The sequence below is a fragment of the Paenibacillus pini JCM 16418 genome (assembly GCF_000576305.1).
In the GTDB taxonomy this organism is placed as follows: Bacteria; Bacillota; Bacilli; order Paenibacillales; family Paenibacillaceae; genus Paenibacillus_AQ; species Paenibacillus_AQ pini.
Window position 1 is genome coordinate 178,977 of record NZ_BAVZ01000005.1, and the last position, 25,410, is coordinate 204,386.

Annotated in this window: 20 protein-coding genes and 1 pseudogene; 15 read left to right on the top strand and 6 right to left on the bottom strand. The window is 38.4% G+C overall.

The genetic code is table 11. From position 1 onward, the window contains the following. Nucleotides 1-159: 159 nt before the first annotated feature. The 7 genes from JCM16418_RS09900 (at nt 160) to JCM16418_RS09925 (ending at nt 8,181) form a co-directional block, all read left to right on the top strand. Complete coding sequence (locus tag JCM16418_RS09900) at nt 160-1,500, top strand: ABC transporter substrate-binding protein (RefSeq protein ID WP_052020180.1); 1,341 nt, start codon at nt 160-162, stop codon at nt 1,498-1,500. Between the two features lie 74 nt (nt 1,501-1,574). After that, nucleotides 1,575-2,459, top strand: coding sequence for a carbohydrate ABC transporter permease (locus tag JCM16418_RS09905; protein ID WP_036648230.1), 885 nt, complete (start codon nt 1,575-1,577; stop codon nt 2,457-2,459). A gap of 18 nt (nt 2,460-2,477) precedes the next feature. Continuing rightward, nucleotides 2,478-3,302 carry a carbohydrate ABC transporter permease gene (locus JCM16418_RS09910; protein WP_036648232.1) on the top strand — a complete coding sequence of 275 codons (825 nt, stop codon included), beginning with the start codon at nt 2,478-2,480 and terminating at the stop codon, nt 3,300-3,302. A 112-nt stretch (nt 3,303-3,414) separates the two neighbouring features. After that, nucleotides 3,415-4,500, top strand: coding sequence for a beta-N-acetylhexosaminidase (locus JCM16418_RS23685; RefSeq protein ID WP_052020181.1), 1,086 nt, complete (start codon nt 3,415-3,417; stop codon nt 4,498-4,500). 97 nt (nt 4,501-4,597) lie between these two features. Further along, nucleotides 4,598-5,338 (top strand): hypothetical protein, encoded by a 741-nt coding sequence (locus JCM16418_RS23690; protein ID WP_052020182.1) that lies wholly within the window; start codon nt 4,598-4,600, stop codon nt 5,336-5,338. Between the two features lie 28 nt (nt 5,339-5,366). Continuing rightward, nucleotides 5,367-6,815 carry an RICIN domain-containing protein gene (locus JCM16418_RS09920; protein WP_036648234.1) on the top strand — a complete coding sequence of 483 codons (1,449 nt, stop codon included), beginning with the start codon at nt 5,367-5,369 and terminating at the stop codon, nt 6,813-6,815. A 238-nt stretch (nt 6,816-7,053) separates the two neighbouring features. Beyond that, nucleotides 7,054-8,181 carry a glycosyltransferase family 61 protein gene (locus tag JCM16418_RS09925; protein ID WP_036648236.1) on the top strand — a complete coding sequence of 376 codons (1,128 nt, stop codon included), beginning with the start codon at nt 7,054-7,056 and terminating at the stop codon, nt 8,179-8,181. Between the two features lie 17 nt (nt 8,182-8,198). Here JCM16418_RS09925 and nagA read toward each other — a convergent pair whose 3' ends face one another. Continuing rightward, a complete protein-coding gene (gene nagA, locus JCM16418_RS09930) occupies nt 8,199-9,341 on the bottom strand; it encodes an N-acetylglucosamine-6-phosphate deacetylase (protein ID WP_036648237.1) in 1,143 nt (380 codons plus the stop codon). Between the two features lie 23 nt (nt 9,342-9,364). Beyond that, a pseudogene (locus JCM16418_RS09935) lies at nt 9,365-10,095 on the bottom strand (DeoR/GlpR family DNA-binding transcription regulator). A gap of 617 nt (nt 10,096-10,712) precedes the next feature. On the opposite strand from JCM16418_RS09935, the gene JCM16418_RS09940 reads away from it, so the two are divergent. The 5 genes from JCM16418_RS09940 (at nt 10,713) to JCM16418_RS09960 (ending at nt 19,690) form a co-directional block, all read left to right on the top strand. Next, nucleotides 10,713-12,113: an RHS repeat domain-containing protein gene (locus JCM16418_RS09940; RefSeq protein WP_036648240.1), complete on the top strand. Its 1,401-nt coding sequence runs from the start codon at nt 10,713-10,715 to the stop codon at nt 12,111-12,113. Between the two features lie 24 nt (nt 12,114-12,137). Next, a complete protein-coding gene (locus JCM16418_RS09945; RefSeq protein ID WP_036648242.1) occupies nt 12,138-13,022 on the top strand; it encodes a selenoprotein S family protein in 885 nt (294 codons plus the stop codon). A gap of 4 nt (nt 13,023-13,026) precedes the next feature. Next, nucleotides 13,027-18,201 carry an RHS repeat-associated core domain-containing protein gene (locus JCM16418_RS09950; protein WP_036648245.1) on the top strand — a complete coding sequence of 1,725 codons (5,175 nt, stop codon included), beginning with the start codon at nt 13,027-13,029 and terminating at the stop codon, nt 18,199-18,201. Between the two features lies 1 nt (nt 18,202). Then, complete coding sequence (locus tag JCM16418_RS09955; protein ID WP_036648247.1) at nt 18,203-18,493, top strand: hypothetical protein; 291 nt, start codon at nt 18,203-18,205, stop codon at nt 18,491-18,493. Nucleotides 18,494-19,357: 864 nt separating this feature from the next. Further along, nucleotides 19,358-19,690 carry a hypothetical protein gene (locus JCM16418_RS09960; protein WP_052020183.1) on the top strand — a complete coding sequence of 111 codons (333 nt, stop codon included), beginning with the start codon at nt 19,358-19,360 and terminating at the stop codon, nt 19,688-19,690. On the opposite strand, the gene JCM16418_RS09965 is transcribed toward JCM16418_RS09960, so the two are convergent. From JCM16418_RS09965 to JCM16418_RS09970, 3 genes are all read right to left on the bottom strand, one after another. Then, nucleotides 19,680-20,570 carry a serine hydrolase domain-containing protein gene (locus JCM16418_RS09965; RefSeq protein WP_306304767.1) on the bottom strand — a complete coding sequence of 297 codons (891 nt, stop codon included), beginning with the start codon at nt 20,568-20,570 and terminating at the stop codon, nt 19,680-19,682. The two genes, JCM16418_RS09960 and JCM16418_RS09965, sit on opposite strands and share 11 nt — an antisense overlap. Next, entirely contained in the window at nt 20,567-20,707 is a 141-nt protein-coding gene (locus JCM16418_RS26630) for a hypothetical protein (protein ID WP_306304766.1), read from the bottom strand. The genes JCM16418_RS09965 and JCM16418_RS26630 overlap by 4 nt, the downstream gene beginning before the upstream one ends. Before the next feature lie 159 nt (nt 20,708-20,866). Continuing rightward, entirely contained in the window at nt 20,867-21,409 is a 543-nt protein-coding gene (locus tag JCM16418_RS09970) for an NADPH-dependent FMN reductase (RefSeq protein ID WP_036648249.1), read from the bottom strand. A 303-nt stretch (nt 21,410-21,712) separates the two neighbouring features. On the opposite strand from JCM16418_RS09970, the gene cdaS reads away from it, so the two are divergent. Continuing rightward, nucleotides 21,713-22,339: a sporulation-specific diadenylate cyclase CdaS gene (gene cdaS / locus JCM16418_RS09975; protein WP_036648418.1), complete on the top strand. Its 627-nt coding sequence runs from the start codon at nt 21,713-21,715 to the stop codon at nt 22,337-22,339. Between the two features lie 108 nt (nt 22,340-22,447). On the opposite strand, the gene JCM16418_RS09980 is transcribed toward cdaS, so the two are convergent. Further along, nucleotides 22,448-23,164 (bottom strand): hypothetical protein, encoded by a 717-nt coding sequence (locus JCM16418_RS09980; RefSeq protein ID WP_036648251.1) that lies wholly within the window; start codon nt 23,162-23,164, stop codon nt 22,448-22,450. Between the two features lie 399 nt (nt 23,165-23,563). Here JCM16418_RS09980 and JCM16418_RS09985 point away from each other — a divergent pair, with 399 nt between their 5' ends. Both JCM16418_RS09985 and JCM16418_RS09990 read left to right on the top strand, forming a co-directional pair. Beyond that, nucleotides 23,564-24,481 (top strand): prenyltransferase, encoded by a 918-nt coding sequence (locus JCM16418_RS09985; protein WP_036648254.1) that lies wholly within the window; start codon nt 23,564-23,566, stop codon nt 24,479-24,481. A gap of 36 nt (nt 24,482-24,517) precedes the next feature. Next, a complete protein-coding gene (locus JCM16418_RS09990) occupies nt 24,518-25,285 on the top strand; it encodes a DUF6081 family protein (RefSeq protein WP_052020184.1) in 768 nt (255 codons plus the stop codon). Nucleotides 25,286-25,410 lie beyond the last annotated feature (125 nt).

A 25,410-nucleotide genomic window follows, 5' to 3' on the forward strand; every position in this document is an offset into this window, starting at 1 on the left:
CAATAATATTAATCGTATTGGTAAATATGATCAATATGTTATCTATCATATTCGATAAATGTAAACCTTGTTCGACTTTTCTCTACTGACGATCATTCTAAGGCGCGTTATGATTCAAAAAGGTAAACTAAGCATCTAAACTATTAGGGGGATTAATCAATGAATATGAAGATTACGTATCGAAAGGTGAATCTCATCACCACTTTCGTTTTAATGGTCGGTATACTGGCTGCATGCGGCAGCGACAATACCAAAGAGGACTCACAAAGCACTGGCAACAAAGAAAATAAGTCAGTTACTTTGCGTTTGTTCTCCAATCAGCCTGACCGTAAATCCGGACAGGGATTGGCGGAGCAAATGGTGGTCGATAACTACATGAAGGAAAATCCGAATGTCAAAATTGAGGTTGAAGCTGTGGGCGATGAGCCTTTTAGGAACAAGCAAAAGGCATATATGGCCTCTAACGAGCCAATCGACATTACCATGGTACACAGCGGGGCTGATCTGAACACATTGATTCAAGCAAAATTTGTAACGGAGCTGAATCCTAAAGATTACGAAGGACAAAATTATAATTTCTTCGATGGAGCATTTAAATCTTTTACGTTTGATGGAAAGCTTTACGGTCTTCCACGCAATAGCGATTATGAAATTATCTACTATAACAAGAAGTTATTTAGCGATAATGGTGTGAAAGTGCCGACAACTTTTAATGAACTTATTGATGCTGCAAAGACATTCCGGTCAAAAGATATAACACCGATGTCTACTAACGGAAAAGAGTTGTGGACTTTTGGCTTATTATTTCAGGATTTTGCTCAGCGCGTTAATGGAGATCCAAATGCTATATTGGATGCTGTGGACCAAAAGAAATCATTTACAGAAGACGACAGTTTTCTTCAAACGGCCAAGCTAATGAAACAGTTTATGGATGTGAAAATGTTCCAAGATGCGTATATGACTGCTGATTACGGTAGTTCTCAAAATTTGTTTACCCAAGGCAAAGCGGCTATGTGGTATATGGGTTCGTGGGAAGCCGGAATGGCGAGCAACGAAAAATTGTCTGCCGATTTTCGGAACAACCTCGGTGTTATGAGAGTGCCTCTGGTAGAAGACGGTAAAGGGAAGGCTACGGATCTGCTCGCATGGAACGGAGGAGGATATGCCTTAACGACATCTTCGATTCATCCTGAGGAAGCTAAGAAATTCTTTGACTATATGATGAGAGCTGATCAATGGGCGAAAGCTGCTTGGGATACGGGTGCAGCCGTACCGGCACAAAAATATCAATTAACAGGAAAAGAAAGCGAGGTTCAAAAACAACTAACGGATATTCTAAATAATGGAACATCGATGCCAGGAGCTTCGTTTATCGATTTCGGTACTCCCGGCTTCAAGGATGATGTCCAAAACGCACTTGGTAAATTCTTTGCTGGTACTGCTACATCGGAGCAGCTTATAGCCGATTTTCAGGCAGCTGCAGCCAAACAGAAAAAATAGACAGTTTATAGAAGTTTAATTAGGGACAGGTTTGCGCCTGTCCTTAATTAATACATAGGATTGGAGTGAGAACGATGCAAAAAGTATTAAGCAATAAGCTGGCTATTTTTTTGTTCGTGTTTCCAGGCATTCTTTTGTTTGCCCTTACATTCTTAGCACCTATTGTTCTAAGCTTTTATTATTCCTTTACAGATACGCTTGGCCCAGGTACCAAGCTCACCATGATCGGATTTGAAAACTATAAACAGTTGCTGTTACACGATTCGCGATTCTGGAGATCGCTGTTGAACGCGGTTCTATTGGGATTGGGATTTATTATTTTGCAGCATCCGGTTTGCATTCTGTTTGCTATTCTTTTGGATAGGCTCGGCGGGAAGGCCGAGAAAATATTTCGTACCATCTTTTTTATCCCTTGTGTAATCTCGGTTGTGGTCATTTCGAGAATGTGGCTAAATCTAATGGATCCTTCCTTTGGTATGGTTAACAAGCTATTGGATATTGTTGGATTAAGCAGCTGGAAGCATGCTTGGCTAGGAGACACATCCACGGCACTCATTTCTTTATTATTCATCCTCATTTGGTCCGGTTTCGGATGGGGACTGCTCTTTTATTACTCGGGTATTAAAGGCATTCCTGAGGATTTATACGAAGCGGCACATTTGGATGGAGCCTCTGGTATCAAACTTCATTGGAAGATTACTGTTCCGCTACTTTCACCAGTAATAGCAGTTCAAGTCACATTAGCTATGATTACAGCACTTAAACAGATGGAAACCGTATTCCTGACCACAAACGGCGGTCCTGGAGATGCAACACAATTTTTAGGTGTTTACTTGTATAATAAAGCCTTTTCTGCAAGCCAATATGGTTATGCAAATGCTATAGCCATTTTGTTTATTATCGTATGCCTTGTAGCTACGTATTTAAGTAATAGATTTATCCCAAGTGAGAATGCGTAATATTTGGAGGTGATAGAAATGAAAACTTGGAATAGATCAATTATATGGATCATTTTTCTCGTCGTCGCATTAGGGCAACTATTCCCGCTAATTTGGCTTATAGACTTTTCTTTTATGAAAAGCAGCGATTTCTTCACGTCTGCCGTTCTAAAATGGCCAAGCTCTCCAGAATGGACGAATTATATCAATGCATGGATCGACGGGAAATTTCCTGAATATTTATTCAATAGTGTGTTGGTATCAGCGACTACCATTATATTAACAGTGATCTTTTCTTTGTTGCTTGGATATGCTTTTACCCGAATGCAATGGAAGCTTCGAGGTCTATTTTTCTCCATCATACTACTTGGAATTATGATTCCGATCCATGCTACCCTTATTCCCAATTTTGCTATTTTTAAAGCGCTTCATTTAACCGACACCTATCTGGGTCTTATTATTCCTTATACGGCTGTATCCGTTCCCCTTGGAACCTTTATTTTATCAGGCTTCCTTCGCAGTCTTCCCAAAGAGATTGAGGAATCGGCTGTCATCGATGGTTGTAGTATTTATCAAATCGTGTTTCGCATCATCATGCCACTCACCATGCCGGCACTGGTTACCATTGCAGTTACAACCTTCATTAGTTGCTGGAATGAATTCATTATGGCTGCGACTTTTCTAAGTAAGGATTCATTAAAGACATTACCCTTCTCCGTGATGAACTTTGCTGGTCAGTATTCCTCTGATTATGGTTCGCAATTTGCTGTTATGGTGCTGACATCAATTCCGGCTATTGTGATCTATGCTTTGTTTAATGAGCAAATTACGAAAGGTATAACAGCCGGTGCTGTTAAAGGTTGATGCCATAAGCTTCTGTAGAACAAATTTTAGAATCGTAAAGATCTACGACACAGAGAACATAAGACGATGACCCTGAAATAAAGAGGAAAAACATGAGGAGGAGATATGTAGGATGAAAATTCATTGTAGCGGGGATGATTCTTCTCTATTCAAAGGTATACACCGTTTGGCAAGCCGCCTTGACCTCCATTTCATCACGGAGAGCCATGTAGATGCCACCACCTTGACATGGGAGAAACGGGAAGGTCCTATTGAGGTGGAATGGAACGGCCAATCGGGAATAATCCGATACGAAAAAACTCACCATGCCTTCCGTGCCTTGGGTTTATGGGTGGAGAAGATGAGGAGTGGTAATGCCGATATAGAACTGCAGCAACATTCATTTACCATCTGTGAAACACCTCAATTCCAATCCGTAGGTACCTTGTTTGATGTGTCTCGTAATGCTGTACCCACCGTTAAATCCATTCAAAATGCCTTGGTAACAATGTCCTTAATGGGCATGAACCAAGTCATGTTGTATACAGAGGATACCTATGAGATCAAGGGATATCCATACTTTGGATATATGAGGGGACGTTACAGTCATGAGGAATTACGTGAGATCGACGATTGGGCATACGAGATGGGAATCGAGGTTATCCCCTGTATTCAGACATTGGCACACTTAACCGAAGCTCTTAAATGGAAATATGCTGCCGAAATAAGGGATACATCCGATATTTTACTCGTTAAGAAAGAGGAGACTTACACATTTATTGAGAACATGATCCGCTCCGCCTCCTCACCATTCCGAAGTCGGCGAATCCATATTGGCATGGATGAGGCACACCAGCTAGGACTAGGGCAATTCTTAAAAGATAATGGCTACCAAAATCGATTCAAGCTGATGAACGAGCATTTGCAACGTGTGCTGGGTATAACAGAGCGACTGGGACTATCTCCTATGATCTGGAGCGATATGTACTTTCATCTAGGCCCCCGCAACGGAGAGCATTATAATGTGGATGAGGTAATTCCCGAGGAGGTGATTAAGGATATTCCAGAGGGAATTAGTCTGGTCTATTGGGATTATTATCACACGGAACAGAGCTTTTACGAATCTTCTATTCAGAAACACCTGAGTATTGGCCGGCTATTATATTCGCTGGTGGAGTATGGACTTGGAATGGTCTTGCACCAAATGTGGGGAAGATGATCTCCACAACTATCCCGGCGCTCCAAGCTTGCAAGGCTATGGGGGTGCAGGAGGTTGTAGCTACAATGTGGGGGGATAACGGGGCGGAGACTCCTGGATGTCAGCATGGTATGGCCTCCAGCTTTACGCTGAATACGCGTATGCCGACACCGTAGATGAGGAACGGCTAGAGGCTAGGTTCCGTTTTTGCACAGGAGGAGAAGCAAGGGATTTTCTGAACCTCGGGAGTTTCGATGAAACGCCGGGTGTAGAGCCGGGGAATGGAAGAGAGTCTAATCCATCTAAGTTCCTGCTATGGCAGGATGTTTTGATCGGACTCTATGATGCAAATATAGCGGGCATCCCGCTAGAAAATCACTATCGTAAGTTGGCTGAGAGTCTGGAGGGTTCTGTAGAACGTAATCTACATTATCAAAGTATGTTCGAATGGTACAGGGAGCTGGCCCAGATTCTAAGTCAAAAGTGTACTTTGGGACTGCGACTTAAGGCTGCCTATGATCAAAATCAGCGGTCCAATCTGGAACAGTTGAAGGAGGATCTACAGAGTTTGATTCCCCAGATGGATAAGCTTCGCCGACTACATCAGAAGCTGTGGTTTGAAGACTTCAAGCCTTTTGGTTGGGAGGTAATCGACATGCGGTACGGATCGATATTAGTTCGGCTTCAGAGTACCGTTGAGCGACTGGAGGATTATTTAGAAGGGAAGGTAATGTTGCTTCCTGAATTAGAGGTGGAACGGCTACCTTTTGATGACGAATGGGGATTTAGCGATGGCACACTAGGAAGAGGGATCTACCACCGAATTGTAAGTCCTAACTGTTTATTTAATCCTGTATAAATTCTTTTAATGAAGGGGAGTAATCTAGATGTCTATTACTAAAGCTATTAAATATGTTGTAATTCTTTGCATAGCTATTGTTATGCTTGTTCCAAGCAAGGTTATGGCAGCTAGTAATACCATTACACCAGGAATCCCTTGGAATGATACAAACGGAAATTTCATTCAAGCGCATGGCGGTGGAATGATCAAAGTCGGAAGTACTTATTATTGGGTTGGCGAGGATAAAACAGGCATTACAGATAGCGGTCGATTTAGAGGCGTCAATATATATTCAACTACAGATTTTGTCAACTTTAAGTTTGAAGTTCAGGCATTAAGCCCACAGCCTTCAGGTGACTTAACGAATGATCGTATCGTAGAGCGTCCTAAAATTATATATAACAGTAGTACAAACAAATACGTGATGTACATGCATATTGATAACTACTGTTATTGTGACGCTAAGGTAGGGATTGCAACCAGTTCATCCATTACTGGACCTTGGACGTACCAAGGATCATTTCGTCCGCTGGACCATGAAATTCGTGATATGACGATTTACAAGGACTCAGATGGAACCGCTTACTTAATGGGGGCGACGGATGAGAATGCCAACTTTACGATATTCAAATTAAGCTCGGATTATTTAAGTGTAACTAGTTTGGTGCACTCATGGAGCAATGTATATTTGGAGGCTCCGGCAGTAGTGAAGAAGAATGGAGTCTATTTCATCCTGACTTCGAGACAGAAAGGTTGGGACCCGACAATTCAGCAGTACGTCTCCGCTACTTCGATGGGCAGCACGTGGAGTGCCTGGAAAACAATAGGGAATAGCAATAATTATAATTCTCAATCTACTTTCGTTATACCTTTAGAAGGTACTACGGGTACAACCTATTTATATATGGCAGACCGCTGGAATCGGTATAACTTGCAAGATTCCCGATATATTTGGCTGCCATTAAGAGTGGAAGGACATGAAATCGCCTATGGTTGGTTTGATCATTGGAATCTGGATGCCGCAGCAGGTTCATTTAGCATCCCATCCAGCTTTACGTCTCTAAATACAAATTCATGGTATAAGATTGTCAACAGAAACAGTGGATTAGTATTAGATGTAAGTGGTCAGTCGACATTGGACGGAGGAAATGTTATTCAGTATACGGATAACGGTGGATGGAATCAACATTGGAAATTCGTCTCGATTGGTGATGGAAACTATCAGTTGATTAATCGAAAGAGTGGTAAGGTGCTCGCTGTCACTAACGGTTCAATTGCTTCTGAGAGCAATATTATTCAATGGAGCAGTACGGGAGGAGCAGACCAGCAATGGTCTTTGCAGAATACAGGTAGCGGGTATTTTAAAATGATGAATATGAACAGCTTAAAACCCGTAGATGTGACTGGTTCGTCTACGGTTCCAGGCAAGCAAGTCATTCAGTGGGATGATCTGTTGCAAAATAATCAGCAATGGTCTATTGTGCCGGTGAACTGAAAGATTGAAGATGATGTATTGTGTTAAGCCACGTTCATTAACAAAACCGGAGAACGCCTATTTGGGGGGTTCTCCGGTTTTGTTTTCAGGTTAATCTTCTGACATATCATAATAAGTATGATATGACGTAGCCCAATTATTGCAACCGAGTGTTGAGGGCGTTCAATGTTACATACGATACTTTAGAGTAAATTATCGAAGATTCTAATGTTGTCTTATAAAGAGGTGTGTATAGCAGATGAATGCGAATACGGATGGAATACGGCCTGCCGGATATGTTGAGAGTACGGAAGATTGGGTAATGGAGAAGAAAAATGCTGGCTTTCATGGCTATTTCATTCAAACTTTTGACTTCGGCGGTGAGTCACATTTTGTTGCTCCTCAAAGCGTAGAGAGTGGACATCATCCTTATTTAACAGCCTACAGCCTAAAGCCACCTAGAGGATTTGTGGCCTCAATTCCCGGGGGTAGGCTATGGGGGCGATCCGCTGCTGTACTGACTCCGGAAGGAAGACTGCTGTCAGATGTATCACATGAATATGACGAGAAGCTACATACCGTAGTAAAAGGGGCGAATCATCCTATTTTCACGGATTGGAACCATTCCAATCTTATTTCTGCACAAGGAACGACAGCGTCGCTAGGCTTTTGTGGCAGCTACAATTATTTTCACTGGATGTACGATGTGATGGCAAGATGGGGAATGCTCCTGGAGACGGGGATATCTTTCGATCAGGTCATGATCAATCCTAATCCATATGGAACGTTTGTTGAACAAACGCTGTCCATGTTAGGTACACCTAAGGAGAAGATCATTCGTACGTATTCTACAATGTACGTGGAGGCGGAGCAATTGCTGGTGCCATCCTTGATTATGGATTCTCATTATCCTGCGTGGGCAACGGAGATGCTACGCAGGATGTTTCTGCCTCACCAACATGTTTCTTATGCAGCTTCAGATCGATTCTATATATGCCGGAAGAGAGCCGGCGCGCGGCGCATCGTTAACGAAGAGCAAGTGATGGATTACTTAGCATCGATTGGTTTTCGCCCGCTGGTACTTGAACAGATGTCCTTAGCCGAGCAAATTCGTGCTTTTGCAGTTTCAAGGGTCATTGTAGCACCACATGGAGCGGGATTAACGAATCTTGCATTTTGCGAGCCAGGTACAAAAGTGATTGAAATCTTTCATCCCGAACATATCATGCCGACCTACTGGATGATCAGCAATCACCGTCAACTGAACTATTACTTCATGTATGCTAACAGGCAGTCAGTGCAAGGGATTACCTTTGCGGGCCTGGAGGATATCTATGTGGATATAGATAAGCTGAAAAGGACACTTCGCCTCGCTGAGATTGAATAAGGTGCTTAAAGATGGTTTTACAATACTTGGCCACCGACCATTGTCCATAGAACTTGAAACTCCTCATCCAATAAGACCAGGTCGGCATCGGAACCAGATGAAACTATACCCTTGTGTTGTAATCCTAAAATATTGGCTGGTGTAGTTGACGCCATCTGAACGGCATCCAACAAGGGAATTCCAGTTTCGACGGTATAACGTAATGCTTCATTCATGGTAACTGTGCTGGAGGCTAGCGTTCCATCTGCCAGTCTTGCAATGCCATCGGATACCGTAACATGATGGCCGCCAAACATATAATCTCCATCGCCCATACCCATTGCTTGTAAAGCGTCAGTGATTAATACCATTCCTTCCGGTCCTTTCAAGGTATGCATCAATCGAATAATAGCAGGATGTAGATGGACATGATCCACAATAGCTTGAAGACTCACATGTTTCTCTTCGAAAGCTGCCACGATTAGACCCGGATCTCGATGATGAATCGGCCTCATGCCATTAAAACAATGCGTAACATGGCTTGCACCGGCTGTAAAGGCTTCTTTGGCTTCCTCGTATGTGGCATCAGAGTGAGCAATGGCTATAACGACTCCTTTGTTCTTCAAAAAAGAAATTAAGTCCATTCCTCCTGGTAATTCAGGAGCAATCGTAACCATTTTAATGAGTGAACCTGCTTCCTTAAAAATGATCTCCATTTCATCCAAATTTGGATGCCGTAAATACTTCTCGTTCTGCATTCCTTTTCGCTTTGGATTTAGATAAGGTCCCTCTAAGTGAATCCCTGCGATCTTAGCTCCCACTTCATGTCCTATTACTCGTTTGACACTACGAATCATTTCTAGTAGATCTTCTATTGTAGAACTGACCGATGTAGCTAGAAAAGAGGTGCATCCCGTTGAAGCACAAGCACGTGACACTTCTTGAATACTTTCTTCAGTTCCATCCATCATGTCAAAACCATTAGCGCCGTGGATATGAACGTCAATCATTCCAGGTATTAATAAATGTCCGCTACCATCAATCAGTTCATGTTCTCCCTTTGGAATAGTTAGATCTTCTGTATCGATTCTCATAATTTTCCCTTCAAGAATCCACACATTGGCTGATGGAATGATTCTGTCTGGAAGTACCGCTTGTACATGATGCAAAATAGTATACATCGTTAACCTTCCCCTCACTTTGGTTATTCATCGTTCTTTTGAACCTCATCAATTTCTTCACGGCATTCAATAACCGTAATGTTCTTCTGATCTAGGACTTCTCTGATTTCAATCGGAATTTCTCGATTTGTAATGATTATGTCAACGAATTCAAAGTCTAGACGATGAAATGATTTACCATTAAATTTGGTGTGATCAGCCACGACAATAACCTGATCTGACCTACCGGCCATTTCTCTTTTTACTCGAGCATCTTCTTCATAGGAATAATAGAGACCATCAGCCTGATTGCCACTGCCCCAATAAAAGCTTTATCCGCACGAATTTCACTTAGTTTAGTTATAATAGAAGGCCCATATAAAGCACGATCCTTCACATTTAAGTAACCACCAAGAATATAAATTTGAAGATCATCTCGATTTGATAGGATGCCTACATTATCAATCGAGTGCGTGACAACCGTAATATGTTTGGCGTTAATTTGTTCTGCAACAAATTGAACCGTGGTGGATACATCTAAAATCACAGTCTCATGATCTTGAATAAGTTTCGCACCAATCGTTCCTATTCTTTGCTTACTCTCCGATTCATCAATCAATCGATCCTTATAGGATAATATTTCTTGCTTTAACTCAGGTAAAGACAGACCCCCATGAGTTCGAATAACAACGCCTTCTTGTACTAATCTAACAATATCCCTTCGTGCCGTATCTCTTGATACTTCAAACTGTGTACATATATCTACAACACTCATCGTTTGGTGTTCTTTCAAGTATTCGAGAATTTTCAATAAACGTTCTTCTTGATACACAATGCATGCACCTCCTTAAGTAATTGTAATTATTAGTATAAGTAAATGCAAGTAATTATATTTAAATTTTGCGTTAATGAAAGTAATTATTAATAATATACGTATATAATTCATAGAAATAAACGAGCTTCATTTAAATTTATTTTGAATGAATACGAAGTAGTTTAGTTATTTTAAACCAATTTATTGAATAAGAGTATGATATTATAAAATCGTTCTCTAAGGGGGATTTAATTGAAAAAGTTTTTATTAAGCTGTTTCATTACGATCGTAATCATAATTGTTTTATATTATGTAATTATGAGTGTTATATGGAATGAACCTTAAATTTTTGACAACTTTATCTTTTATACTTCGATGCTAACAAAGCTTAACTGCTAACAATTCATCATCATAAAAAACTCGAAGAATACTTGATATGGGTGGCCTAATTTAATAGGGATTAGTACCTTATAGGAAAATTGTTACTATCTATTTCTTACTTAAAAAGGTTTCATGGGGTTTATCCAACTCATGTGAAGCCTTTTTTTGTATACAGTTTAGTTTTGGAGGAAATGGATATGATCCATGAAACAGAGAAGAAGAAAAGATATTCATTAGTTATTATTTTTCTAGCCTTATTAATATTCTTGAATTCGAACTATGGAGTTAATGCAGCAGACAATAACAATGAAGAAGCATACAAGCAAGAACCTGATGTGGCTTCACAAGATAAATCAGCGGTTACTGATAAAGAATCTTCAGCAAAGGATAGCCCAGATACTAAGGATACAAAGGAGTCTTCACGAAATAAAATATTTGATATTCGAAAAGAGGACAGAGAATTACTAAAGCTTGAGAATACTCTGCTATCAATAAGGAAAATTGCTGCTGAAAATAAAGATGGTGAACTTTCTAGAGAAATATACATGAAGTATCTTGAATTAAATCAAGAAAATATTACATTACATGATTTTAATTATCATTATGAAAAGAACAAAGATGCGGAATATATCAGATTAGAGAATAATTACTATGAGTATAAAAAGGCTGAATTTTTAAAATTACAAGATAAGTATGAAACTCTGATATCTGATTACGCAGGGTTATTAAAGTCATCTCCAAGTGTATTAAATCTATCTAAAAGTGAAATAAGCACAAAGTTAGATTCTCAGAATTCAATTAATCAACCAGTTGACGATATTTCTATCAACAAGCCCCTTATTTCTAAGCTTCCCAAGATTTCCGTTACAGTAACTGTTTATTACGTACAACCAGATAATATAGAAACTTTGAGTGTGACTGATGATGTATATATTCCCGAAGAAAACAATATAGTTTTTTTTCAGAAAACCTATGAAAATGTCATAACGGGTAAAGATTTTGAATTTTCTCTTCCAAAAGATCCAACGATTTCAGATGGAACATATCTAGTAGAAATGAAATATTCAGATTCTGAGATGACAACGGATTATTTTAGAGTAGCGGCAGTACCACTTGCTCTTACAAGTAATCGGACAATTAATGTGAATGATTCTTTTGACGTAAGCTTAGGAGCTGGTGAGACTCAAGTATTTGAATTTACTGCTACTAGTTCTAAGGCTCACCGGATATTTACTAACCCTTATGGTGGTGTTGGTGGTTCGAACGATACGGTTCTAGAGATTTATAGTGATGCAGCCTTAACTAATATGATATCTAGAAATGATGATTATAACGGAACGGTCTTCTCATCTATTAGTTTTAAAACAGTTATGGGAACTAAATATTATGTTAAGTTGCGTACGTATAGTAGTTCAGGTTCTCTATATTGCCGACTAAGTCTATTATCTCTAGAACCAATCGTCTTTACAGAAACATCAGCTCAGTATGTGTATAATGCATCCAACAGAATAAGCTATATTTTGTACGCATCAGGAAGACAAATCATATACCTATATGATAATAACGGCAATTTATTGAGAAAAGTGCTATTAAATTAATTTCAAATAGAAAAGGTGAGGGAATTGAGAAAAAAGCAAAATAAAACGAAAAAATTAATGATATGGGCAGTCTGTGGTGGTTTAGTTGTCTCCATGTTTTCTTCTGTAACAACAGGGTTTGCAGAAGAAGTTGTAAATCAAGTCAATGAAACTATTCTAGGGTTACCTTCAAATGATCATACGATACAGGTTCCTCATTCTGATCCGAATATTGTAGCTGATCAAAATGACCATTTACCTAAATTCACTGGATTTCAGAGTGAAGAAACGAAAATTCATACATCCAAGGAGATTCAGCCTAAAGTCAATTCCAAAGTTGCAAAGTCGCTTATTGTGGATACAGCAAAAAAGAAGGATGTTTACAATTTGAGTCCTGATCAGATAGAAAGCTTGATAACAAAAGGATATTCAATTGATGATCTCTACCAAGTAGACGAGCTCTCAAATCGTTTTCTAATGGATCCACAAACATTAATCGAGCGTAAAGAAGCAACTGAGGCTGACTGGGCTACATTAAAAAAAGTGTTACAAAAAGAGAATGATGAACAAAATTTGCTGGAGTTAAAAGAAAAATATCCTGAGGAATTTAAGCAGTTAGAACAAGAAAGTCTGAAAGCTCAAGAGAAGATATTATTGCTTAGTCTATATGAACAGGGAAAAGGAACTTTGGCGCAATTACTTCAACAATATAAAACAAATGGAGAAAAAGGAGTCATTAACTATAAAAGTATTGAACAAAAAAGTGCAGCAAGTAAATCCTTTAAGTTAAATACAAATGCAGTACCTGAAGATGTCTTAGCTAATCTAAAAGAAATTTCGCAAAACACAGGTGAGCCTTTAAATGAATTGATTTCGAAATACAATATTGCTAAAGAACTGAGTAAGCAAGTTTTAGTAGAAAAGGAGTAAGGCGATGAGAAAAATTTGGATATATTTCAGGAATATAACTCTAGCATTAATTATATTTGTGATGGGTTCACAATTAAACCAGTCTACGGCACATGCAGCGGTTGATACAAATGTTCTAGAAAAAGTATTAAATGGATTAGTTACTCCTAAATTAGTAAACGGTTCTAATAAACCACAGCTTTCAGACCGTAATCAAACGAATGAAGTAATTGATCCTGCAACAGGTACGCTATCATTGAATGAAACAGACTTAAGTCTTCCTGGTAAGGATGGTTTGAATTTAAATTTGGCAAGATATTATAATTCAAGTCAAGCAGAAGTGGGGACGAAGAGAGTATCTGTTACTTCGAGTACGAGTCAACTTCAAGGTTATGGATCAGGATATTATCTAACCATTCTTTATTACAATAACAGTACACGAAATTATGAAACTTATGTTCCAGGCTATTACTCTACATATAATCAGGCTTATGAGCAATCTAGATATTATGATAAACAAGATTCAAATGGTAGATCTTTCGTGAGTTATAGTATTGATTATAAAGATGTATTGTACACACAAATCACTTATACAACAACAACAACAGTTTATCCGGATGAGAATTCCTATAGTCGTTTACGATATGATCTTGGCGGTGGATGGAGTTTTGCATTTCCTTCCCTACAAATAGAAGGGGGTTATGTTCATTATCATAATGGTAGCGGTGGCGCATATGTCGTTAAGTTTGATGGAAGCAACCGAGGTACGTTAGAAGACTACGGACGAACGGATGTAGCATTATTATATGATTCGGGCTATTCTAATGGACAAATGAACTCCACATATGTATTTGTAGATGAGACTCAGAACAAAACGTATTTTGGGAGTGATGGTCGGTTACTTGGAGTCAGAGACCTCTTAGGAAATGAGATAAAATTTACGCATATTAATCGAAATATGAATGGTCGTACGTATCCTGTGATTTCTAATATTGTTGATACCATCGGTCGAAATATTAGTTTTAATTATGAAACAAAGTTAAATGACCCCAACTTTGACACACAGAATATGACAGAGAATATTACTGTCACAGTTACACATCCTTCGACAAATGAGAAGATTACTCTTACTTATGCAAAGAAGAGAGAAGGGGTAAGTAAATTTGAGAATGGGAACTTAATAAGTAAATGGTATGAGCCATATTTATTCTCTGTAAAAGACACTAAGGGTTACAGTACGTATTATGATTATTACTTAGCTTCCGAGAAATTTGATGCAACTAGTAAATATTTAAACAATTCTGCAGGCACGGCAGTGTACTTACTTAAATATGCTATGTATCCGCATTCAACATCTTTCTATCAATACAACAGTCCTGTAACTAGAAATTGGGGTGCAGATGGGGCTTACCAAGGCTTTCAAGTGAGTAACCGCTGGGATAGTCTTAATATTTATGAGTATGATAAACCTAACCCTCAAATTGCTGGACGTGGTCTTTATAATGGAAGAGATTATACTTATTTTGGAGATGTGACAGGGTATCCAACCTATTATTCAGAAGAATCCATTCCAGAGTCCTATCGTTTTGGATCAGAGGTAGTAAATAACGATCAAGTAAGAACGAAATATACCTTCAACGGGAAGAAACAGTTATTAACAACTGAACAAACTGCAAAAAATGGGGAGAAATCAGTAGAAACGGTTCAATCCTATGATAGCAATTTTAAATATAAACCAACCAGAATTGAAAACAAGACAATTAGTGGTAGCCGTGAAAATAATTTGTATACTCTGTATCAATATTATAATTGGGGAGATATACAAACACAGACACAACCATTGACATCTTCACAGTTAAATAATACGAATCAGCTCAAAGAAAATACAATGTCCTATGAATATGATCCAACATTAAAATTGCCAACGAAGAAGCAATTCTATCAAAATGCGAGTGCATTACTTACAGAAACTTTTACATACGATACTCAAGGTAGATTGAAAACTTCACAAAATGCAAATGGAGAAATTACGACAGTTAATTATTCAACTTCAGCAAGTGGGAAAACGGAAGAAGTAACTAAACAACTAGAGAATGGTAAGACTGCTAAATCGATTTCATTTTACAGTCAGACTTCATATCAATTATTCCCTACTTCTGTGAAAAATGTATATACAAATGATTCGGGTCTATTGATAGAATCCGAGAATAAACAAACCTATAACGTACTACTCGGGGTTGTTACTTCAACTACAGATGCGGATAACAAAACAATACAATATCAGTATGACGCATATGGAAGGCTAGCTAAAACGATATATCCTGTCACTAATAATCAAAGCGGACAATTATATCAGGTTGAAGATGTTATCGACTACCAAGATCAGACTGTCGATAACTCTCCAAATTATTTTGATAGTGAAAATAAATATTTAATTACAACAAGAGTAGATGGGTATACCAAAACAACTCGACGAAGCGATAATGCAGTGAGTTATGATAATGTAACACATTCTTTTTACGATGGATTTGGAAATTTAGTATTACAAGGGCAATTTGACGGTGTAAAGAACTCTGAATTGGTAATGGCACAGTACCATTATGACATTATGGCGCGTCCAGAATATGTAGTGGATACGAAAGGGAACACGTCTACTGTTAAATACGATACTTGGGGTAGAGCATTTGAAACGATTGATCCGTTTGGGAATTTATATCGATCAGATGTAGATATTATTGATCGCTCAAATACATCCTATTTGGTTGCCGCAAATGATATTTCAACCTTTAGAAGTAATCCAACGAATAATTTGAAAAAAAATGTTCTTCAATCTTATTCTGACGCTTGGGGAAGGGAAGTAACACGTAAAGCTTATCCTAATTGGCCAAGTATGAACGTAGTGGTCGAAGGAAATTATGAATATGATGACTTGAGTAATATGATTGGCTACACGGATCCCAATCGTCGACGAACAAGTTACGCATATGATAAATTAAATCGATTAATCTCAACTACAGATCCACTAAACCAAACAACAAGCTATGCATATAATACTCTTGGAAATCTTAAATCGACTACACAATCAGATGGGGCAAGTACATGGGTAACTGCCAAGGATTATGATGAAACAGGTTTTCTAAAGAGTAATGCTGATGCCAATAATAGTAAGGATATTTTCACGCGTAATGTACTAGGACAAATTTCTACTCGTAAGGATGCAAATAACAATTTAATTAATTATGTATATGATGAGACAGGTAGAACTATTATTAAAAATGTAAATAATACACAACTGAAAAACGAATATCAGTTTAGGCCATTTGGACCAGCTGTGCAGCGTGAATATCGCAATGGTTCTAATATAAAGAATGTAGTGAATGATTACGATATATTAGGAAACCAAAAGTATAAAAGAGTCGTATATAACGCAGTGGACGCTACAGTTCTTCATCAATATGACTATCAATCGAGATTGTTAAATGTAACGGATCCATTTAATTTCATGACCCAATATGCGTACGATAAAACGAGAATTAATCGAGTTCAAACGAATGGTTTGTCAGTTATGAATACTTCGGATAGCAATAATGCAAAATATGAATATGAAGCAGATGGAAAGCTTAAAAGTGTGACTTATCCAACATTATCAAACGGTATAGTGATCAAAAGTGAAAATAGTTATGATAGCATCGGAAGACTTCTTAAGGTAACGAATCGGAAAGGAACGGAAATACTATCTGAATTTCAATATTCTTATGATAACAATGGCAACATTCTATCCGTGACCGATAAAACGGGGACGACAAGTTATCAGTATGATGTATTAAATCGCTTGACAAAAACTACTCGTCCTACAGGACAAGCAATCTCATACACATATGATGTACGAGGTAATCGTAGCACAGTCGCATCTGCAGATTTAGTGCAATCTTATTCAGATATAACAGCTACTTATAATGAATGGGATCAACTCAAAACTTCTACAAACAATGGTATTACTACTAATTATGATTATGAGTTACAAGGATTGCGTCTAACTAAGAATACAGATTCTTCGTCCACTAACTACGCTTATAATAATAGTGGTCAGATTATATCAGAATCCAATGCATCGAATCAGGTTACAGCAAATTATGTGTGGGGGCCTGATCGTTTACTGGCTAAAAAAGATGTAGCCGCAAGTCAAAACTATTATTATATATATAATGGACATGGTGACGTGGTTCAAATTATTGATGCTAGTGGACAAGTTACGAACAAGTATCAATATGATGAGTGGGGAAATATATTAACTCAAGAAGAGAAAGTACCAAATTCGTTTAAGTATGCAGGAGAATACCAAGATGAAGAAACTGGGTATTATTATCTCCGGTCAAGGTATTATGATCCCTCCGACGGTCGGTTTATTAGCAAGGATTCGTATGAGGGGCAGATCAGTAACCCTTTGAGTATGAATCAATATACGTATGTGCATAATAATCCGTTGAGATACTTTGATCCATCGGGGCATCGTATTGATAATGATAAAAATTTAACTAAAGTAGATCAGAAATTAATTGATCAATATACTAATGATTTTAATAATGCTAAAAAAGCAGGTAATAAGACTGCTATGCAAATAGCACATAATAATGCAGTCAACGTGCGTTTGGGAAGTGGTAACTATGAGCAGGTGAGAAAAACCGATTATACTACTGGAAAGTTTACAGATATTACAGTTCATTCTGGGTCAGCTAGGGAAGATTGGTTGTCCACATCATTAGCAGTTCCTGCCTTAGCAGCTGGTATATTTTACGCACCTATAGTTGCACCAACAGTATTTGCAACGGCAGATGTCGCTACAATGGGGACAACATTATCAACAGGTACGGTTATTGCAGCACAAGCAATAAATACTAGTTCCAAAGTTGTTACTTTATACAGATCAATGAATGAATCTGAATTAGTTGGAATAGCAAAAACAAATGCCTTTGATGATGGGTTCAACATGTCGGGTAAATGGTTTGCGACTAACTTTGAGGATGCCTCGAAATGGGGGGCTGTTATGGGAGGGAATCCGAGAATTGTATCAATGACTATTCCTAAAAGTATGCTAGAGTCAGCGTATTATTCGAAAAAACTTGACAATATTGGTCCAGCATATTATTTTGAACTAGATCTTCTAAATTCGGGTTTTGGTAAAGTAACGGTGGTGAAATAAGATGAATAAAAAAATTATTGCTAGAATTAGATGGGTTCCTACAGATCAAGATGGGAAGAAAAGATTTCCGTTAACTGAATATTCAACTGCAGCACATTTTCATACTGATGAAAATGGTCAAGATTGGAGTGTTGTATTAAAGAATTTTTCAAGTCATAATAATTATGAAATGATTTGTGATCTTTGTTTCTTATTTCCTGACAATGTACCAAATAGATTGCTATTTATCGGAAGTAAATTTGAACTCTACGAATCTAAAAAAGTTGCAGATGGAGAAATAATAGAATGTTAGATTAAAAATTCTAGTGACCACATGTGAGTATGACATCTCCATGTGGTTTTTTAGGTACCCCCAGCACTGTGGCTATCTCTAGGGTTCAAGTATTGAATTTGCGCTAAACTGATCCACTTTATGAAGATGTTCTCGATGAATATTGAAGGAAACAAGATTCAATTAACTAATCACTGACAATATAAACGATGAAATAGACCCATCAGAGAAAGTATTTTTTATAGAAATTAATTTATAATTGTGCAACTCACCTTGATTGGATTCATGCCTTCCAGTACCGAATGAAAATATTAATCAACGAATAACACACTTAACCTGTGTAATATTGCTATAATTATTTCTTGATTACCACTTTTGACATAAATGCTTGAAAAGTATAACATAAGCCATTACAACAAACAGGTTGATTTGGTCAGATACCACAATTAATATTTTGTTACTAAATTCTAAATCACTATCAAATATTATTAATCTAATGAAAAAAATGTTGACAGCTTATACTAAGCATAGAGTTGAATTTTATGATAAGGAGGCAATCTTCTAATGCTACTGAACATAAGCCAAGTAGAACTGAAGGATATCACATTAGAATGCAAGCAAACCTAGGATAGATCATTTCACTTCAATCGATGAGCGTCTAAGTCATATTTCATATACATTTATCGCTGGTAATGCGTATGGAATAGCTAGCAAGCCTGGGAGTGGGGGTGGAGCATTGCCCTATTTGCTATCTGGTAAATCGAGGGATTATCGAGGTCGTATTTATATAGATCATGTATTAGCTCAAAACGAATTACTTAGTTCATGTGGATGATACGTTGGCGAAGGTCAAATTTTAAAAATGCATGAGGATTTCCTCAAAAAATGACTATTCGAGAACAGTTAGAGCGTGCGACTTCGAACCATTTCTCTATGAGTGAATTGATATATTTACTTGAGCTTTCACCTTCAAGGTTGGATCGAGAAATGAAACATATCAGTAATGAGCGATGGAATGCTTCGATAGCCATTGGAATGGGCCAAGGAAAACGTATATTTTGTTTTCCTTGGCTTAACCATGTCTGGAAGGATGCTCTTAAAGTAAGATTGGAACATTGTTCTGGAGTGTTAAAACAACTCAACTGCATATTGCTTATTCCCACTCACAGCCCAACGATTATTGAGGACATTGTGGATGAAATGATATTTATACATTAAACCATTCATCTTCGATCGCAGAAATCATCTCATAAGCACCATCGGATTGATTCGAGCACACCACAATTTTCAAGGCAGTATCCTTATAAAATGCTGCGCGGAAATTCACTCCTGGATCGTACCCCATTAGAACATACTTTATCACTTTCTTATCATGCATCTTAATCCATACACCGTACCCATATGCAGCATCTTCTCCAGCTTCGCAGTGAGGATACAACAATTGATCGGTTAACTCTTCATTCAGCAGCTGATAGCTCGTTAAAGCATCCCATAACTTAACCATATCGGTCGCAGTAACGTATGCCCCTCCGTCAGAGCCACCTTTTGCAGGGAGTGAGTATATATTCGTTCTCCAGCTACCATCAGGCGAATCGATATACCCGATTGCCGTTCTTGCTGGTAATGCGTCCATTTCAAAATAACCTGAATCAAACATCGATGCTTTTTTGAAAATATTTTCTACTACATACTGATCGAAGGGAATCCCGCTTGCTTGTTCAACAATCAAACCTAACAAGATATAACCTGAGTTATTATAATGAAACTTACTGCCAGGCGTAAATTTCATCGGTTCATTTTTGAATAGAGGTAGGAAGTCTTGTAGCTTTCTAACATGATACATTGGCGTTTTCACCCAAAGCTCCTCGAAATTGTCCATGATGTCTTCATCAAAATAATCAGCTACACCCGAAGTATGCGTCAATAAATGATGAACGGTTATGCTGTCATCAAAGTTAGGAAAGTTTATATCTAAGCATTCTTTTATCGGAGAATGGAAGGACATCTTTCCTTGTTCTACAAGCTGGCATATGGCGATGGATGTGAAAATTTTACACCCAGAAGCGATACCGTAACGCGTGTTGGTCTGATTTTCTATTTTCTCAGAACGGTTGGCGTAGCATAGCTTATATCTGCTACAATATTTTCCCCATTTTGTACGATTACGGTTCCGGAAAAATGATTGTCGTTCTGCAAAGATTGGATACGCTCGATCAAGCTACTATGTATTGTCATTTGGTAAAAACCTCCTTTTAAATATCATAACATGAAAATATAAAGGATAAGGACATCGTAGTAAAATCTAACACAAAAAGAGGCATCACACGAAAGTTCAACGAACTCGTGATATGCCTCTTTCTTATAAACATTTGAAGCTTACAAACCTTGCAAATATTATGAACGCAATGTTTTCAATGCACCGCTCCAAGCATTTACTTGGTCAAGCATGCCATTTAGATTTACAAGGTGAAGATCAGCAGGTATGAACACAGTTCCGTTCTCAAAGTCAGTGAATAGGGAGAGTGCAGGATGTATACGAACATCTGCTACAGACAATTCTCCCAAAATTCCACGTAGATGCTCAGCTGCACGAGCGCCACCTACGGAACCATAACTTACGATACCTGCTGCTTTGTTGTTCCATGCGTCACGAGCGTAATCAAGTGCGTTCTTCAATGATGCTGAGATACTGTGATTGTATTCTTGAACAATAAACACGAAGCCATCCAAGCTAGCTAGCTTCGTATTCCAAGCTGTCGCTTGTTCTGTAGCATCGGCTTCACCTAGCAGTGGAAGCTTGAAGTCTGCAATATCAACGATTTCATAATTAGCATCTCCGCGTTGGTTAGCTACTTGAAGTACCCATTCCCCAACTTGTGGACTTAAACGACCTTGACGCGTACTTCCTAAGATAATTCCGATATTTAATTTTGACATTGTATTTTCCCCCTCAGTAGTTGTTCTACCTAATAATTTATTTAAAAAACCCATGTATTCCACCGCCTATTCACACTATCTTTAATTAAAGTATTTTGAATATGAGATAATAATAATGAATTACATTTCTTTTGTCAAGTTACTTTATAAAAGTTAGTTATTGGAGTTATCGGAATTGGTGGAGTGATAAGAATAAGACGCAAACGTATAAAAGATGGGGAGATAAACAAACTAAATATGATTTGTTGTCTAGAGGCTTTAATCCGTTAAAAAGAGGGTGGCAATGTGGACAGTGTAGAACCGATGGAAACCAATCAATGTGATTTCTCTCCTTTGAAATTGGAGGTGAAAAATCAACTATTGCAAATCAATGTATCCATAGACATGTTGCTAACAGGATTAGACCATGATGCAACCCACTGTATGCTAAATGAGTTCCATAATATGAGAGAACGATTTGTAGAAACAGAATCTCTCGCATCCACCTTTTATTTGAAATGCTATCTCGCGCCGTATACTGCAAAATATGATGAATTATCGCAAGCAATTATCCATTTATCACAGCGGAGGCATGGGGCACTTATTGTTATAAGAAGATCCGATCCAATTGACTCATTCATAACGCCTGGTGTAATTGTAGCTGCTACGTTGACACATGCCTTGCTGGAGTCAATTTTCATTCCCGGTAGTCCGCTGCATGATGGGGCAGTCTTCATTCAAGATGACATGATCTTCTCAGCGGCTAATGTGCTTCCCTTAACGCAGAGAATACATACACAAGAGAAAATGGGAACAAGGCATCGTGCTGGATTGGGATTATCTGAATTATGCGATGCACTTGTCATTATCGTATCGGAAGAAACGGGACAAGCATCGTTTAGTTTAAATGGAAATTTATATCCTTTTTCTCCACAGAGGCCTATAGGATAGATTTCTGCGTTTTTTGTTCTTCTACATAGAAAAAAAGCTGATACCGATAAATTATCGGCACCAGCTTTAGGTTTAAGAATCTTTAATTATAACCTTTGGTTGGTTAGGTTAAGGTATCCAAACCGCGATAAGTGGTTTATTGGCTCCTAGCCATCCGGAATCTGGGTCAGCAAGAATCAGTTTGGTGAGCGGCTTATTCTTCAAATCCCAGTAGTTCACAACAAGCTGATGCGGCTGGCCATCATTCGGAATTCTGATATAACCATCGTTAGCATACAGTTCATTTTTGACAAAAGCATACCATTGGCCTGCATAATCTTTATTTGTCGTATTGGTTACGTTAAAATAGGTTTTGCTGCCCTCAGTTCTATCAAACTGAATATCTATTTTTTTCTCTACCTCACATACAGCAGGCTTGTATTGAAGAGATTTATAGTCTTTATTAGCGATATCTAACCGGGCGGGGATGTTTTGGCCAGAGAACTCGCCCCATTTCGTAATGTTGAACTCAATGCTGACTTCTTCACCAGCAGCAATATTAGGCAGCCAATGATCTTTGACGATCCAGCCTTGACCATCCTCAGTGTGATTACGGGCAATCCAATAACCTCCATTTGGCCAACTACTACTGTAGTCAAAGGAGGTGGGGTTTTTGATTGTCCAAATTTGAAGGGTTTCTGTTGAAGAACAATCATATGTAATTACCAGATCTGATTCGGTGACATTCTGCGAACTTTCAGCGAAAGATGCAAGAGGTAAAGCTAGTAAAAAAATGAGGGTAAATAAGCTTAAGCTAAGCCATCGGATACCTTTTTTGTGATTCATTAATAGGATCATCCTTTCACTTTATAAAGTATTGAAGTGGTGCATAATTCAAACTATGTGAACGGATACAATAACATTCCTAAGTCATGTTCAAGAAGGGTTAATCTGATTTATCCGCATTCTATGATCGGAAGAAGGTAAATATCTACAACTTCATGACAAAATTCGATAAAATGTGATATTCTTATTAGTGAAAAATGACTTTCTTCTAATAAGCAAATCTTAAGCAAATCAGATTGGTTCTGATTCGTAGGGAAGGGCTTATCTTGAAGATTATACTTTGTGAAATTTGTCATTTGATGAATTTCTTAAGATATTTTGATTTTTCCGTGTTCGATACCATTGTTTTTGATACAAAAAGTACAGCACGGGTATTTTATAGAGAAAGGGGCTGTGGATATGAACAAGCTCAAAACATTTATGAAGGCTACGCGTTTTGGCGTTGTTCCAGTTATGCTGATTCCCGTAGCTTTGGGAGCATTCGGAGCATTTGTTTGGAATGGAACATTTCATGTTTGGTTATTCTTACTTACATTGCTGGGTGCAGCAGCTGCCCATTTGTTTTCCAATATGGTGAATGACTTGTGGGATTTCAAGAGCGGAACGGATACGGCTGCAAAAGAAGCTGTTGATGCTGTTTCCACAAACTCTGGATTTTTGACGAATGAAATCTGGAGCTATCGAACATTTGCATTGGTAACATGGGCATTATTAGGGGTCGCTGCCGTATGCGGCATCGTACTAACTATTTTTACAGGACCTTGGGCGTTGATTTTTGCCGTAATAGGTGGTTTAATTGCCTATTTCTATGTAGCACCTCCGCTACAGTTTGGTTACAGAGGGAAGGGCTATAGTGAAGTCGCTATCTTGCTTTCCTTTGGTGTATTGCCCGTTATGGGGTCTTATTATGTGCAGACTTCGCATTTAGATATGCGTGCACTACTCCTTTCCCTACCTATTGGTCTACTGACCACACTGATTCTATTTAACCATCATTTTCTGCACTGGCAGGCAGATCGTCAAGCGGGTAAACGCACCTTAGTTGTAGTTTGGGGAGAGAAAAGAGCACTTGGCTTCTCTAGAGTCTTATTATTCTTAGCTGTGATTACTCTCATTATAAGTATCATTGCGGGTGCACTTCCGATTTATGGACTACTCGCACTACCTGCATTAATTCCACTCTACTTGGTTTATGGCAAACTTAACGATGAAAATAATTCGCATGCTTATATACCTTTGATGGGTGCTTCAGTAAAAGCGGCGCAACGCTGTGGATTAATTATGATTGTGGCGTTATGTATCCAAGGTCTAATCTGATTTAAGATATAAATATGAAGGGAAGTCGAAATCAGCATGGAAAAACAACAAGTTATCGGTGATTTTCATACGATCTTATCTGAAGGTGAAGTATGGAAGGTTGGTGGATTCCCATTGCCTGATGGTACGTTCTGGGAATACCGTGAACCTAATGCTGTCGTGATTGTTCGCAATGGTATCCTGTATGTGCGTGCACCACTCAGCCGTCAGAACAACCAAATTCAAATTCTGGATAATGCGAAGCATATGTATTATTCGGTTGAGACGATTAAAGTGCCAGAAGCCGGAGAAGTAAGCTTTGAGCTACAAATTCGTGCTCGTTCTGAGAATACGGCTCCAAACGATCTGTACGACGGTTACGTTTCCCTTAATCTATTGGACTTCTCCACAGGTGCTGCACTAGACTTCTTCGCTGGAAACGATAAGTACGCAAGTGTGTACGCTGTGCTTCCATTCCCAGGTGTCGAAGTTCCGCCATCCGATAAAACTCGTTTCTTTTGTATCTTTAAGGAAGACACGAACTTTAAGCCTCGTGAATTTAATACGTACAAAATCACGTATGACCGCGGCAATGACGAAGCCGTATTCTATCTTAACGGCGTTGAAATTCGCCGCGAGAAGAATGTTCCCGTTAAATTCAATGAGTTTACCATTGCACTTGGTATCATGACGGAAAAGGATCTTACTCCACAAGGAAGTGTATCGGTACATGGACAAACGGTTATTGCCGAATACTCTCCAATTACGGTGACAATAAATGATCGTAGTGAAGTTAAGAGAACTCCAATAAGCACAGAAGAATAAGACAATATAGCTTTTGTGAATCACGCGAAAATAAGAATAATGACAAAGAAATCCCAAACCTTTATAAAGGATTGGGATTTCTTTAATTTCAAAAAGTGAATTCATTTTATCAAATATAAGAGTTG